This is a genomic window from Burkholderia sp. Ac-20345 (assembly GCF_017104825.1).
Taxonomy (GTDB): Bacteria; Pseudomonadota; Gammaproteobacteria; order Burkholderiales; family Burkholderiaceae; genus Burkholderia; species Burkholderia lata_B.
This window is the reverse complement of record NZ_JAAGPO010000049.1, coordinates 46,304-60,170: the sequence shown is the minus strand read 5'-3', so window position 1 is coordinate 60,170 and position 13,867 is coordinate 46,304. Positions and strand designations below refer to the sequence as shown.

14 protein-coding genes are annotated in these 13,867 nt (G+C 67.2%); 3 read left to right on the top strand and 11 right to left on the bottom strand.

Annotated elements, in window-relative coordinates; all coding sequences use genetic code 11:
- The 6 genes from G3O06_RS19325 to G3O06_RS19300 all read right to left on the bottom strand — a co-directional run.
- Positions 1–439: amidohydrolase family protein (locus G3O06_RS19325; protein ID WP_205817143.1), on the bottom strand; the 439-nt coding region annotated here is incomplete at its 3' end.
- 1 nt (position 440) lies between these two features.
- Positions 441–1,388, bottom strand: a complete 948-nt coding sequence (locus G3O06_RS19320; protein WP_205817142.1) for a YncE family protein — start codon at positions 1,386–1,388, stop codon at positions 441–443.
- A 55-nt stretch (positions 1,389–1,443) separates the two neighbouring features.
- Positions 1,444–2,736, bottom strand: coding sequence for an MFS transporter (locus G3O06_RS19315; protein ID WP_039344369.1), 1,293 nt, complete (start codon positions 2,734–2,736; stop codon positions 1,444–1,446).
- A gap of 127 nt (positions 2,737–2,863) precedes the next feature.
- On the bottom strand, positions 2,864–3,781 hold the full coding sequence (locus G3O06_RS19310; RefSeq protein WP_205817141.1) for a dihydrodipicolinate synthase family protein: 918 nt from the start codon (positions 3,779–3,781) through the stop codon (positions 2,864–2,866).
- A gap of 8 nt (positions 3,782–3,789) precedes the next feature.
- A complete protein-coding gene (locus G3O06_RS19305) occupies positions 3,790–4,962 on the bottom strand; it encodes an L-rhamnonate dehydratase (protein ID WP_011356645.1) in 1,173 nt (390 codons plus the stop codon).
- A gap of 50 nt (positions 4,963–5,012) precedes the next feature.
- The gene (locus tag G3O06_RS19300) at positions 5,013–6,068 is read right to left on the bottom strand and encodes a 4-hydroxythreonine-4-phosphate dehydrogenase PdxA (protein ID WP_205817140.1); all 1,056 of its coding nucleotides are present in this window, start codon (positions 6,066–6,068) and stop codon (positions 5,013–5,015) included.
- A 155-nt stretch (positions 6,069–6,223) separates the two neighbouring features.
- Between G3O06_RS19300 and G3O06_RS19295 the strand changes: the two genes are divergently transcribed.
- Positions 6,224–7,333, top strand: a complete 1,110-nt coding sequence (locus tag G3O06_RS19295) for an RNA-guided endonuclease TnpB family protein (protein ID WP_205817139.1) — start codon at positions 6,224–6,226, stop codon at positions 7,331–7,333.
- 37 nt (positions 7,334–7,370) lie between these two features.
- Positions 7,371–8,318 (top strand): LysR family transcriptional regulator, encoded by a 948-nt coding sequence (locus G3O06_RS19290; protein WP_205817138.1) that lies wholly within the window; start codon positions 7,371–7,373, stop codon positions 8,316–8,318.
- Positions 8,319–8,411: 93 nt separating this feature from the next.
- Here G3O06_RS19290 and G3O06_RS49755 read toward each other — a convergent pair whose 3' ends face one another.
- Together G3O06_RS49755 and G3O06_RS19280 are read right to left on the bottom strand one after the other, a co-directional pair.
- Entirely contained in the window at positions 8,412–8,630 is a 219-nt protein-coding gene (locus G3O06_RS49755; RefSeq protein WP_277403737.1) for a hypothetical protein, read from the bottom strand.
- Positions 8,631–8,708: 78 nt separating this feature from the next.
- Positions 8,709–9,986, bottom strand: coding sequence for an MFS transporter (locus G3O06_RS19280; protein WP_205817136.1), 1,278 nt, complete (start codon positions 9,984–9,986; stop codon positions 8,709–8,711).
- A gap of 202 nt (positions 9,987–10,188) precedes the next feature.
- Here G3O06_RS19280 and G3O06_RS19275 point away from each other — a divergent pair, with 202 nt between their 5' ends.
- Positions 10,189–10,875, top strand: a complete 687-nt coding sequence (locus G3O06_RS19275; RefSeq protein ID WP_174967894.1) for a hypothetical protein — start codon at positions 10,189–10,191, stop codon at positions 10,873–10,875.
- 28 nt (positions 10,876–10,903) lie between these two features.
- Here the strand turns inward: G3O06_RS19275 and G3O06_RS19270 are convergent, their stop codons facing one another.
- The 3 genes from G3O06_RS19270 to hchA all read right to left on the bottom strand — a co-directional run bounded on the left by G3O06_RS19270 (position 10,904) and on the right by hchA (position 13,862).
- Positions 10,904–11,989: an ATP-binding protein gene (locus tag G3O06_RS19270; protein WP_205817135.1), complete on the bottom strand. Its 1,086-nt coding sequence runs from the start codon at positions 11,987–11,989 to the stop codon at positions 10,904–10,906.
- Positions 11,990–11,991: 2 nt separating this feature from the next.
- Positions 11,992–12,723, bottom strand: coding sequence for a response regulator (locus G3O06_RS19265; RefSeq protein WP_174914545.1), 732 nt, complete (start codon positions 12,721–12,723; stop codon positions 11,992–11,994).
- Positions 12,724–12,980: 257 nt separating this feature from the next.
- Positions 12,981–13,862 carry a glyoxalase III HchA gene (hchA, locus tag G3O06_RS19260; protein WP_205817134.1) on the bottom strand — a complete coding sequence of 294 codons (882 nt, stop codon included), beginning with the start codon at positions 13,860–13,862 and terminating at the stop codon, positions 12,981–12,983.
- Between the last annotated feature and the right edge of the window lie 5 nt (positions 13,863–13,867).

Genomic DNA, 13,867 nt, shown 5'->3' with positions numbered 1-13,867 from the left:
GCCCGTCGACGGCGGCATCCGGCGCGCCCGCGGTGCGCGGCTTGAAGCGCACGCCGCGCACGCGCGGCCACGCGGCCTGCTCGGCGAGCCGTTCATCCGCATCGCCGGCCAGCAGGTCGACCCATGCGACGATCGCCGACGGCAGTCCGTGCGACTCCGCGACCTCATGCAGCCAGCGCGTTTCCGTCAGTGCCTCTTCGCGCGCCCGCTCGGCCTCGACGTGCACGCTCGCGACGATCGGTGCACCTTGCGCCGCGTGCCGGAGATCGTCCACCCCGAAATCGCGGCACAGCGCCGCGTAGTCGCCGAACATGAAGTGCGTCGGATCGTAGTGCTCCTGCAGCCACGGATAGTGCGCGCCCGCATCGAGCCGCCACAGGTGGTGATGCGCATCGACGAGCGCATCCGGCATGCCGTCGAGCGGCGACGCGTCGCGCATGTCAGCGTGCCCCGGCGAGCACGTACGACGCATCGGGCTCGCGCAGCGTCGCCATTGCGCCGACGAACCGCCACGTATCGAGATCGAGCTCGCGCACGTAGTCGTCCTGGAACGACACATACGCGACGCGCCGCGACGGATGGAACGACAGCGCGGTCGGGTTCGCGGGCAGCGCGATGCGTTCGATTTCCTCGAGCTGACGCGCATCGAACACGGAGATCGACCGCTCGCCCGAATTGGTCAGCAGCAGCAGGTCGCGACCGTCCGGCGCGCTCGTGCGGTAGATGCGGTTCGGATCGCTGCGCGTCTTCACGCGGCGGCCGCAGGTCATTGTGTCGGTATCGATCTCGACCAGCGTATCGTCGCCGCGGTTCGCGACGAACAGCGTGCGCTCGTCGCTCGACAGCGCGTTGCCTTCCGGGCGCGGGCCGGGCATCACCGCGCGCGGCGCGACCGTCGCGTCGCGCGGATGGAATTGCGTGACCGTATTCGACAGCAGGTGCACGCCGTACGCACGGCTTGCATCGCGCGTGAGCGTGACGAGGTGCGTCTTCACGCCGCCGGACGGCACGGCCATGTTCGGCACGGGCTGTTTGGTCGGCTCGTCGAACACGAGCAGCATGTCGTGCGCCTCGCTCATCGCGTACAGCCGGCCGTCGCGGTCGCTCGCCATCCCGTGCGGCCGGTAGTACGGCCACAGGTCGAGCATGCGCGTGTGCGTGCGTGCGACGAGATCGATCTCGGCGATCCGGTGATCGCCTTCATGGCCGCGCGACCACGCGGTTTCGATCCCGAAGATGCCGACGTACGCAAAGCGCTCGTTCACGTCGACGGTGAACTCGTGCGGGAAGTTCGGCAGCACGACGTGCTTGAGCGCGGTCTTCGTGTCGAGGTCGTAGAAGCTGAAGGTATGGGCGCATTTCTGCACCAGCAACAGGATGTCGTTCATGGTGAGTCTCCGTAATTTCGTTCGCTGTCCCGCGTATCCGGTAACCGTTGTCGTATCAGTCCTCGCAGCGTTTCGGCAGCGTCAGCGCGAGCAGGCCGGCCACCGCGAGCGTGATCGCGAGGCTGTACACGCCGGCCGCCGCGCTCACGTGCTGGGTCAGCACGCCGACCGCGTACGGGCCGCAGAAGCCGCCGAGATTGCCGAGCGCGTTGATCAGGCCGCGCGCGCTGCCGGCCGTCTCGACGCTGCAGAGCTTCGGCGGAATCGCCCAGAACACGCCGGCGGCCGCCTGCAGGAAGAAGCCGCAGCCGATCAGGAACGCGAACGACACGGCCATCGATGCATGCGTGAGCACCGACAGCGCGAGGCACGCGGCGAAGCCGACGAGCGGCAGCAGCACGAACAGGCGGCGCTTGCCGGTTCGGTCAGACAAATACGACGTGACAAACATCCCGATCACCATCGCGACGTACGGCAGCATCGCGAGCAGGCCGATCTTGCCCATCCCGGTGTGCGTGAGGTTTTTCAGCAGGGTCGGCAACCACATCGTATAGCCGTAGATGCCGACCTGATAGCAGAAGTTGATGGCGATCAGCAGCCAGATCGTCGGGTTGCGCAGCAGCTCGCCGAACGATGCGGCAGCCGGCGTGCCGGCCGCGCGCTTGCGTTCCTGTTCTTCGCGCAGCGCGTCGAGGATGTAGGCCTTCTCGCGCGGCGACACCCAGCGCGCGGTCTCCGGGCCGTCGTCGGCGAACATCAGCCACACGACGAGGCACAGCAGCGACAGTGCGCCCGCGCTGAAGAACAGGTGATGCCAGTCGTACGCGGCGAGGATGAAGCCGGACAGCGGCGCGGTGATCATGCCGGCGAGCGGCACGAACATGATGACCATCGCATTCGCGCGGCCGCGCTCGCGGTCGGGAAACCAGTGGCTGACCATCGTCAGCACGACGGGCAGCATCCCGCCCTCGGCCACGCCAAGGAGGAAGCGCAGCGTCAGCAGTTGCCAGGTATGCGTGACGAGCCCGGTCAGCACCGACAGCACGGCCCAGCTCACGAGCGACCACGCGATGAAAGTCTTGCCGCTGCCGAGCGCCGCGCGCCGGCCGCCGGGAATCTGCAGGAACAGATAGCCGAAGAAGAAGATGCCGCCGGCGAGGCCGGCCATCGTCGCGTCCATGCCGAGATCGGCATTCATCCCGCCGGGCATCGCGAACGCGATGTTCACGCGATCCATGTAGGAAATGATGCACGCGAGCAGCAGCGGCGGAATCACGCGCAGCCAGCGGCGGCGCGGAATGGCTTCGCCGGCTTCGTATGCCGGGGTGGCCGGGTTCAACAGGGTCATGGTGTCTCCGATCTTGGTGGTGGGCGGCGGCGGTCTTCTGATGAACCGCTGTCACGCCGTGACGCGCCGGTATCTCACCGGCCGCCGATGCGCAACGCCTTGCGGCGCTGCACGGGTAAACCGATGTCTAGCGCCCCCAGCGCAGCACGAGCGGATCGAGCCGCCGTGCCGCGTCGAGCAGGCCAGCACGCACCTGCGGATGCAGTTCGGGCCACGGCGAGCGCGGCTGGTCGCACGCGATCACGCCGCCTTCGCGCATCAGCGCTTTCGCGGTCAGGAAGCCGGACTGGCGGTTCTCGTAGTTGATCAGCGGCAGCCAGCGCGCGTACTGCTCGACCGCTTCGTCGCGGCGGCTGGCGAAATACGCGTCGGTGATCCGGCGAATCCCGTCCGGATAGCCGCCGCCTGTCATCGCGCCGGTCGCGCCGGCATCGAGATCGGCGAGCAGCGTGATGCCTTCCTCGCCGTCCCACGGCCCCTCTATCGCATCGCCGCCGAGCGCGATCAGCTCGCGCAGCTTCGACGCGGCGCCGGCGGTCTCGATCTTGAAGTACGACACCGCGTCGATCTCGCGGGCGAGCGACGCGAGCAGCGCGGCCGGCAGCGCGACGCCGCTCGCGGGCGCGTCCTGGATCATCAGCGGAATGTCGAGGCCGTCGGCGGCTTCGCGGAAGAACGCGCGCACCTGCGCTTCGGGCACGCGGAACGTCGCGCCGTGGTACGGCGGCATCACCATCACCATCGCCGCGCCCATTGCCTGAGCGTTCCGGTTGCGTTCCGCGCAGATCCGCGCGCTGAAGTGCGACGTCGTGACGATCACCGGCACGCGGCCCGCCACATGCTCGAGCGTGGTGCGCGTGATCAGGTCGCGTTCGTCGTCGCCGAGCGCGAATTGCTCCGAATAGTTCGCGTGGATGCAGATGCCCTGCGAACCGGCATCGATCATGAAGTCGAGGCAGCGGCGCTGGCCGTCGAGATCGAGCGCGCCGTGCGCGTCGAAGATCGTCGGCGCGACCGGAAAGACGCCCTGGTAGCGTGCGTTCATGGCGTGCCTCACTCGACGATGTCGAACTGGTCGAGGAACTCGGTCTTCAGCGTGAGGCCGAGGCCCGGCACGTCGTCGCGCAGCTGCACGAAGCCGTTCTCGGCCACCGGCTCGCCGTCGAAGATGTAATAGAACAGCTCGTTGCCGACTTCGACGTCAAACATCGGGAAGTACTCGCTCATCGGCGACGCGAGCGTGCTCATCGTCAGGTGATAGTTGTGCATCTGGCCCGCATGCGGAATCACCGGCACGCTGTACGCCTCGCACAACGCGTTGATCTTGTGCGCCATCGTGATCCCGCCGACGCGGTTCGTGTCGTACTGGACGACCGACACGGCCTTGCGGTCGAGCAACTGCTTGAAGCCGTACAGCGAGAATTCGTGCTCGCCGCCGGAGATCGGAATGCGCGTCAGCTGGTTCAGCTCCGCATAGCCGTCGATGTCGTCGGCGATCACCGGTTCTTCCAGCCAGCGCGGCTGGTATTTCTCGAGCTTCGGCAGGATGCGCTTCGCGTACTCGAGGTTCCAGCCCATGTAGCACTCGAGCATCAGGTCGTTGTCGTAGCCGATCACCTCGCGGATCGCCGCGACCGACTTCAGGTTTTCGGTCACGCCTTGCTGCCCGTGTGCGGGCCCGTAGCCGAAGCGCATCTTGAACGCGCGGAAGCCTTCCTTCAGGTAGCGCTGCGCCTCGTCCTGCATCTCTCTCAGATCGGTGCGGTAGAGCTTCGAGTAGTAACAGGGGATCTTTTCCTTGGTGCGGCCGCCGAGCAGCTTGAACACGGGCTTGCCGACGCTCTTGCCGAGGATGTCCCAGATCGCGATGTCGACCGCCGAGATCGCCGCCATGCCGATGCCCTTGCGGCCCCACGCGTGGGTCGCGCGATACATCCGCTGGTTCAGGTATTCGTAGTCCCACGGGTCCTGGCCGATCACGAGCGGCGCAAGGTACTGGTCGATGATCACCTTCGCGACATGCGGCGCGAGCGCGACGTTGCCGAGGCCGACGATGCCGTCGTCGGTCTCGACTTCGACGACCGTCCACGAATGGAAGCGGAACGTGCTCATCGTTTCCTGCGGCGCGTACAGCAGGTCCATCGCGTTCGAGCAGAAGTTGCCCTGGGGCGGAACGGTCTTGCCTTTCCACTGGAATACGCGTGCACGTACGGAACGGATCTTCATGATGGTGTCTCCGGTAATCGATGTTGTCGTGTGGGGGAGGCGCGCGAACGTCACGCCGAAACGGTGTTGGTGCGGCGCGCCGCGCCCATCCGGCAGGCGATCTGCAGCGCCTGCCAGGTCGCGCCGACGTCGGCCGTGCCGCGGCCCGCGATGTCGTACGCGGTGCCGTGCGCGGGCGTCGTGATCGGCACGGGCAGCCCGCCCTGCACGGTCACGCCGCGCGAGAAGCCGAGCAGCTTGATCGCGATCTGCCCCTGGTCGTGGTACATCGTGACGATCGCCTGGTAGTCGCCGGCCTGCGCCTTCAGGAAGATCGTGTCGGCGGGGAACGGGCCGTGGAACGGTGTGTCGGTCGGCCAGTCGCGCGACTGCAGCTTGCGCACGGCCGGCTCGATGATGTCGACTTCCTCGCGGCCGCAGCTGCCGCCGTCGCCGCCGTGCGGGTTGAACGCGGCGATCGCCACCTTCGGCGCCGCGACGCCGTTCGCGAGCAGCGACCGGTAGATCAGTTCGGAAGCCTGTTCGATCCGCTCGATGCTCAGGTAGCCCGGCGCATCCTTCAGCGGAATGTGCGACGAGATGCGTGCGGTCCACAGTTCGCCGAGCGTGTTGAATTCGCAGAAGTAGCCGGTCACGCCGAGCGCCTCGGCGAAGTGGTGCAGCTCGTCCTCGTGCTTCAGCCCGCCGAGCTTCATCGCGTACTTGTTGAGCGGCGCGAAGCAGATCGCGTCGATGTCGCCGGCAAGCGCGGCGTCGAGGCACAGGTCGAGCACGGTCAGCGTCGAGCGGCCGCCGGCCGCGCTGGGCTGCCCGACCGTGACGTCGGCCGGATCGATCGTGTCGATGGCGACGAACGCGGCGCGCGCGGTCGACGGCCGGCCGCGCGCGGCGGCGAGCGACGCGACGGGCTCGACGTCGACCGTCACGCCGGCAACGCGCTGGCCGGCTTCCCACAGCCAGCGATCCCCGATCAGCACGAGGTTCGCGCGGGAAGTTGCGTCGGGGCGCGCGAGCAGTTTCGCGATCAGCTCGGCGCCGATGCCGGCGGGGTCGCCGAGCGTCAGCGCGACGACGGGCAGGGCGGCGGTGGACGAGGGGGTGTTCATGCGGTGTCTCCGGTGGCGGCGCGTGGCCGTTTGTTTGATCAATTGTTCCGTTGTGCTTCGCCATTTCCCGCAAAGAGATTTCTTTCGGGGCGCATCGCTAGGAGGAACGGTGCCCTCTTGACCGGCAGCTTATTCAACGGGTTAGGATTGCCGGCATGATCCTTGTCTACCGCTACCGGGTGAAGTCGCTCAACGGACTGCTTACCAAGCAAAGCCGTGCGGTGAACTACGTCTGGAACTTCTGCAACGACACGCAGAAGCACGCGCTCAAGTGGAGTAAGAGGTGGCCGACGGGTTTTGACCTCAACAGGCTGACAAGTGGCAGCTGTAAGGAACTCGGTGTCAGCGCCGGCACGGTCAATGCGACGTGCGAGCAATACGCAAAGTCGCGCAGTCAGCGCCGGCGCCCGTACTTGCGCTATCGCGGCAGGAAATCGCTTGGCTGGGTGCCGCTGAAGGGCTGTGACCTGAAGCGTGAAGGCAATGCCTTTCGCTTCGCCGGCAACACATTTCGCGTGTTCAACAGCCGTCCGCTTCCCGAAGGCAAGATCAAGGACGGAACCAATTTTGCGCAAGATGCGCGTGGCAACTGGTTTCTGAACATCACAATCGAGATACCCGATGCTCAGGTGCGCCCGATTCGTTCCGGTGTCGGTATCGACCTTGGTCTGAAAGACTTCGCCACACTTTCGACTGGCGAGAAGCTGCCTAACGATCAGTTCGGCCGACGCGCGGCCGAGAAGCTCGCGAAAGCGCAGCGGGCGCGAAAGCACAAACGGCATATCGCGAAGCTGCATGCCAAGGTGGCGAATTCCCGTGCCGATTTCCAGCACAAGCTCGCGCTTGATTTGGTGCGGCGCTTCGATTACATCGCAGTTGGCAATGTGTCGGCTGCGAAACTCGCCAGGACCAGGATGGCGAGAAGCGTCTACGACGCGTCCTGGTCGTCCTTCCGAGACAAGCTCCGCTACAAGGCGATCGTGCACGGGGCCACATTCGAGGAAGTCGACGAGTACGGTTCTACCCAGTCCTGTTCGGCGTGCGGGTCGAAAGACAGCACGACGCGGCCGAAAGGTATCGCGGGACTGCGAATAAGAGAGTGGACCTGCAGTGAATGTGGTGTCGAGCATGATCGAGATACCAACGCTGCGTTGAACATTCTCCGATGCGGACGTGCATCGCCAGTTGTGGGAATCCGCCGCATTTACGCGGTGGGGGACGTCAAGGGGTTGATGCTAGGTAGACAGATCGAGTCGGTAAATTGAAAACTCTTGATGAATCGATAACCTGGAGTAATCAAAGATGGGCTCGATCGACCGACGAGACTCGACGCCGCAGCTGCTGAACCGGCTGCGCATGCGGCAGATCGCGCTGCTGCTGGCCGTGGACGAATGCTCGACGCTGCGCGCGGCGGCCGACCAGATGGGCCTCACGCAGCCGGCCGCGACGAAGATGCTGGCGGAACTGGAGAGCGCGCTCGGGCAGCGGCTGTTCGATCGCGTCGGGCGCGGGCTCGTGCTGAACCCGGCCGGCGAGCGCGTGCTCGGCTATTTCCGTGGCATTCGCGGCAGCGTGGAGGCGCTGAACCGCGAGCTCGGCGAGCTGCAGCTCGGCAGCGCGGGGCGGCTCGCGATCGGCAGCATCATGGCGGCGTCGCCGGGGCGGCTCACCGAGGCGCTCGTGCAGTTGAAGGCGCGTTACCCGCTGCTGGCGATCGACATCGCCGTGGATACGAGCGACCGGCTGATGCCGCAGCTTCTTGACGGCGTGCTCGAAGTGGTGATCGGGCGCCACGTGGGGACCGATTGCGATTTCCGCGTGGTGGACGACGAGGCCCTCGCGATCATCGCGGGCCGCGACCATCCGCTCGCGGGCTCGGGGCCCGTGGAATTCGATGCGCTGCTCGATTACGCGTGGATCCTGCAGCCGGCCGGCAGCCCGGCGCGCGAGGTCGTCGAGCGCGAGTTCAGCGCGCGGCACCAGCCGATGCCGCGCGGGCTGGTCGAAACGGGGTCGATCCTGACCACGATGAACCTCGTCGACCGTTCGTCGATGCTCGGCGTGATTCCGCTGACGGTGGCGCAGCGCAATGCGGAGCACGGGCTCGTCGCGATCGTCGATTACACGCTCGAACAGAAGCTGCCGTCGTACGGCAGCCTCGTGCGGCGCGACCGGCCGCTGAGCATCCCCGCGCAGCAGTTTCTCGCGCTGTTTCACGGGACTGGGGCCGGAGATGATGACGGTGCTTAATGGGGCGGTTTGCCAGCCAAGGCGGCCGAGCCAGCCGCGCCAGCCGCGTTGGCCGAATCAGCCGCGTCGGCCGAACCAGCCTGGCAGGCCGAATCAGCCAAGCCGGCCGAACCAGCCGCGCCGGCCGATCCCGCCGAGCCAACCGAGCCAACCGAGCCAACCGAGCCAACCGAGCCAACCGAGCCAACCGAGCCAACCGAGCCAACCGAGCCAACCGAGCCAACCGAGCCAACCGAGCCAACCGAGCCAACCGAGCCAACCGAGCCAGCCGAGCCAGCCGAGCCAGCCGAGCCAGCCGAACCAGTCATGCACCCGCGTCGCGGAACGCAGTGAAGCGTGATGGCGACGCCGGCGAGACGGATAAGGCAGGTGAACCCGAAGCGAACGGCCTCAGTGCGCCGACGGCGCGGCGGGCGCATCGGCGAGCGCCGGCATCGATTCCGCCAGCGTGCGCTCCGGGCGAATTCGCAGCGCGGCGACGATGCCGATCACCAGCATCGCGACCGAGCCGATGAACGGCACGGTCCAGCTCCCGGTGCGATCGACGAGATAGCCGAACAGGATCGGCGACAGGATCCCCGAGATCGCGGAGCCTGCGTTCATCATCCCGCTCGCGATGCCGGCGTGGGTCGGCGCGATGTCGCTCGGCACGGCCCAGATCGGCCCGATCGTCAATTCGAGGCACAGGAACGACCCCGACAGGCACAGCGCGACGCCGGCCGTCGAGTGCACGACCGCGAGCGGCAGCAGGCACACGAGCGCGCCGACGAAGCTCGCGACGATCACGCTCTGGCGCGACAGCGCGAGGTTGCCGGTCTTCCGGTAGATGCGGTCGCACAGCCAGCCGCCGAGCGTGTCGCCGACCACGCCCGCGAAGAACACGCCGGACGCGAACAGCGCGGTCGACTTCAGGTTCAGGCCCTGGCCGTTCAGGAAGAACGTCGGCAGCCACGTGAAGAACAGCCACGCGGTCCAGCCGTAGCAGAAGTAGACGAAGATGGTCGGCGCCATCCGGCGGAACAGCGGCCCCCACGGCGTCGGGCCGGCGGGCGGCGCGGGGCGCGTGGCGTGCGTGCGACCGTCGGCGGCTTCGTCGCCGAGCGGATGTTCGCGGAAGCCGACGATCCACCACGCGAGCCATACGAGCGTCACCGCGCCGATCACGAAGAACGCCGCGCGCCACGACAGCCAGGTCATCAGCGCGGCGACGATCGGCGGCGTGACCGCGTTGCCGAGCCGCGAGAACGAATGCGTGAAGCCCTGCACGACGCCGCGCCGCTCGCGCGGGAACCAGTGGGTGATCGCGCGGGCCTGCGCGGGCAGTGTCGCGCCTTCGCCGATGCCGAGCAGCAGGCGTGCGGCGAACAGCAGCCCGAGGCTGTGCACGAGCCCGGTCGCGAAGGTCGACACGACCCAGATCAGCCCGCAGCCGATCAGCGTGATGCGGGCGCCGAACCGGTCGGCGATCCAGCCGCCGCCGATCTGGCAGATTGCATACGAATACGCGAACGCGGAGAATGCGACGCCGAGTTCGGTATTCGACAGGCCGAGTTCGGCCTTGATCGCGCCGGCCGCGGTCGCGAGGTTGACGCGGTCGACGTAGAGGATGAACGAAAGCGCGCACAGCAGCCACAGCGTGTGGCGCCGTTGACGAGGGTCGTTGGGCATGTGTCTCACTCCATTCTCGTGCGCGGCGTGGCGATGACGCCGCGTTCACTGGCCGGGCCAGCATCGCGCGGCGGCGAAGACACTGTCTAATGAATCTTTGGGATCAATCGATAACCCCAGGTATTCATTCCCGTTTCTGCGGCATCAGCGGCATCATCTGCATCGGCCGTACCCGATGCAATGGAACACCACAGGTGAAGAATTGACCGACGACGAAGAACTTTCACTCCGCCGCGAGAGCCGCTTCTGGGAGCTGCCGCCGGTGAAATGGTGGATCCGCGGGCATGGCCGCGACGGCTATTCGTTCCGTCTGCTGCTGTGGCCGCCGGTGATCGTGTTCGTGCTCGAATTCATCTGCATGCTGTTCGACGCGCTGTACACCAGCATCGCCGTCAGCGCCGTCGCGACGCTGTTCCTCGGCTTCGCCGGGTACCACGGCGCGCAGCGCGAATGGCTGGTGCCCGCCGCGACCACGCGCGCGCTCGTGAAGGCACGCATGAAGAAGGCGGCCGAGCGGTTCTCGTCGCTCGGCGTGGGTGCGACCGTGCTCGCGATCTTCGTCGCGGCGACGTCGCTGTCGCTCGTGATGTCGGGTCAGCCGGTGCTCGACACCGCCTCGAAGGACGCGGTGTCGATCTTCATCGCGCTGGTGTTCCTGCCGGTGTACGTATCCGGCGCGGTGCGCAAGCTGGCGATCGCGCGGATCGAGGAGCTGGAGGCGCTGCGCAATGCGACCGTCGGCACCCGCCTGAAGTTCGATCGGGCCGGCGCCGTGCGCGCGGTCGTCGTGCAGGGCGCGGCGGGGAAAGGGAAAGTGTCCGTGCGGGAGTACACGGTGCTCGGGTTCAATCCGCCGCTCGAACAGGTCGGGCGCGAACCGCGCGCGTGACGGTCAAAGGCGACGCAAAGGCGGCGTCTTAAGCCGGAAAGCGCTCGTTGTCCGGCGCCGGCACGAGGTTGTCGGGCCACTGCACTTCGAACCGCGTACCGCCCGCGCCGGTCGGCACGCAGACGGCTTCGCCGTGGTGCGCATGCGCGATCGCCGCGACGACGGCGAGCCCGAGGCCGCTGCCGCCGGGCTGCGACTCGTCAACGCGCCGGAAGGCCTTGAACACGTGCGGCGCGAAATCCGCCGGGATGCCGGGGCCGTCGTCCTCGACGCGCAGCCGGCACATTCCTTCTTCGATGCACGTCTGGATCCGGATCGCGCCGGGCACCGCATGGCGGCGCGCGTTTTCCAGCAGCGCCAGCAGCGCCTGACGGATGCGTACCGGGTCGCAGCGCATGCGCCGCGGGTCGAGATCGAGCACCGGATGCTGGCCGGCGGCCTGCAGCGCGTGCGCGAACACGTCGACCACGGCGCGCACCTCGGCGGCAAGATCGGCGTCGCGGATCTCGATACTCAAATGGCCGCCATCCGCGAGGCTGACCACGCGCAGATCCTCGATCAGCCGCGTCAGCCCCTCGACCTGCGTGAGCAGGCTGCGGAACTGCGCTTCGTCAGGGGTGAACACGCCTTCGGCGAGCCCCTGCAGGCGTCCGCGCAGCACCGTGACGGGCGTGCGCAGCTCGTGCGCGATCGCGGCGTTCCAGATCGCCTGCTCGTTGGTCACGCGCTGCAGCTCGCCGGCGAGCGCGTTGAAGTTGTCGGCGAGCAGCGCGGCTTCGTGCAGCGAGCGGTCGCCTGCAACGGCGCGTGCGCCGAGATCGCCGCGCGCGACGCGGCGAATGCTGTCGGTGACCGAATTCAGCGGCACGAGGATGCGGCGCGCGAGATTGACGGCGACCGCGACCGACAGCGCGAGGCCGACCGACGTGGTCGCGATCAGCCATAGCCATTCCGGTGCGGTCGGCAGCAAGTTCTTCGTGTTGAAATGCGCGGGCCAGTAGTTGAACGCGACGTAGTAGAAGACGGTGGCGGTGAGCACCATCAGCATCGTCACGCCGAACACCATCCCGGCCATCGTCAGCGCGATCTGCCGGCTCAGGCCATCGAGCTTCACGTTCAGCTCCAGAGCTTGTAGCCGACGCCGCGCACGCTGACGGGCACGCCCTGCACGCCGAGGTCGTCCAGCTTCTTGCGCAGTTTGCTGACGTGGCTGTCCACCGTGCGTTCCAGCGCGTCGCCTTCCGGCAGGCAGGTGGCCATCAGCTCGGCGCGGCTGAACACGCGCCGCGGCGCGCGCGCGAGCTGCGCGAGCAGCTTGAACTCGGTGAGCGTCAGCACGAGCGTGTGCCGCTCGCTGCCCACTTCGAGCGTGGCTTCGTGGTGTTCGAGGTCGATCTCGAACGGCGCGACCCGCAGCACGCGCTGTTCTTCCTGGCGGGCGCCGGCCATCGAGCGACGCAGCACCGCCTGCGCGCGCGCGACGACTTCGGCGGGATTGAACGGCTTCACCACGTAATCGTCGGCACCGATGCGCAGGCCGGTGAGCTTGTCGATGTCCTGGTCGAGCGCGGTCAGCATGATCACGGGCGTGTCGCCGCGATGACGGATTTCGGCGAGCACTTTCCAGCCGTCGACGTGCGGCATCTGCACGTCGAGCAGCACGAGGTCGGGCTTGAGCTGCAGGTGCAGTTCCAGTGCGCGGCGGCCGTCGGCCGCGTGCACGGTGCGCAGGCCGCCGCGCGCGAGATAGGCGGTCAGGATCTCGGCGATCTCGGGTTCGTCTTCGGCGATGAGGACGAGCGCCTGGGCGTCCTGGCCGGCGCTGGAAGGGGTCGGGAGATCAGGCAGGGCCATTCGTGTGAGTCCATCGGGGTTTCCATCGAGTCGCCATACTACCGCATGGGAAACACCGCCGAGCAGAGGCCGGGCGGCGGTGTGCGCCGGCTCGTGCCGGCGCGTTCACGAACGGTATGGTGATGATGGCCCGGCTCGATGAGGCCGGGCCGCGCCCGCGGCGGCGGGCGGGTCTCATATCGGCAACCTGCCGGTGCGCGAAGCGCATCGCATCGCGCCCGCGGTGCCAACCGATCGCGGGGCGGCCCGCGTCAGTGGCCGATTTCCTTCAGCAGCGCCGCGGCCGCGAGCTTGCCGATACCGTTCGACGCGAGCGGGCTGTCGCCCGTGATCAGCTTGCGGTCCTGATGGCAGCGGCCGGTCATGTCCTTGTTGAGCACCTTCGCACCGAGCTGTTCCAGGCTTTGCGCGACGAGCCACGGCAGCGGGCCCGGCATGTAGCCGATGTCGAGATTCGGGCCGGTGTCGAGCGCATCCGGGAACACGCACATCTCGTAGCCCTTGAACGGGTAGTCCTGCGGATCCTCGTCCACGGCGGCCGAGAGCAGGCTCGCGGGCCCGTGGCACAGCGTGATGATGTGCCGGTCGTAATCGAGCGCCCAGTGCAGTGCGCGCTTCACGTCCTTGCTGTACGGAATGCCGGCGAGGACGCCGTGGCCGCCCGGGATGAACACCGCGATGTACGGCGATTCGGGGCCGAGGTTGGCGTCGAGCACGTCGGACAGCTTCAGCGGCGTCTTGAGCTTCGGCAGGTACTTCCGGTACGTGCCTTGCACCGCCTCGTCGTCGCCCGGCATCGCCCAGAGTTCGAGTTTCGTGGGGTTGCCCGACAGCGTCGCGATATCGATCTCGAAGCCGGCCTGGTCCATGTGATGCATCGGCAGCAGCATTTCGACCGGATGATTGCCGGTCGAGAACATCTTGCCGTTCGTCATCAGGACGTAGCGCTCGTCGGTCGCGATCATCAGCACCTTCCACTTGCCGCCCGTGTACGGATTCGGGTAATCCGCGCCGGTGAAATCGGTCTTCGACGACGTGTACTGCGACAGCGAATACGGGGACGGAAAGTACGCGTTGTTTTCGGCCGGATCGGGCGTGGGCGTTCTGTCCATCTGCGGCTGTTCGGAAGTCATGGCTG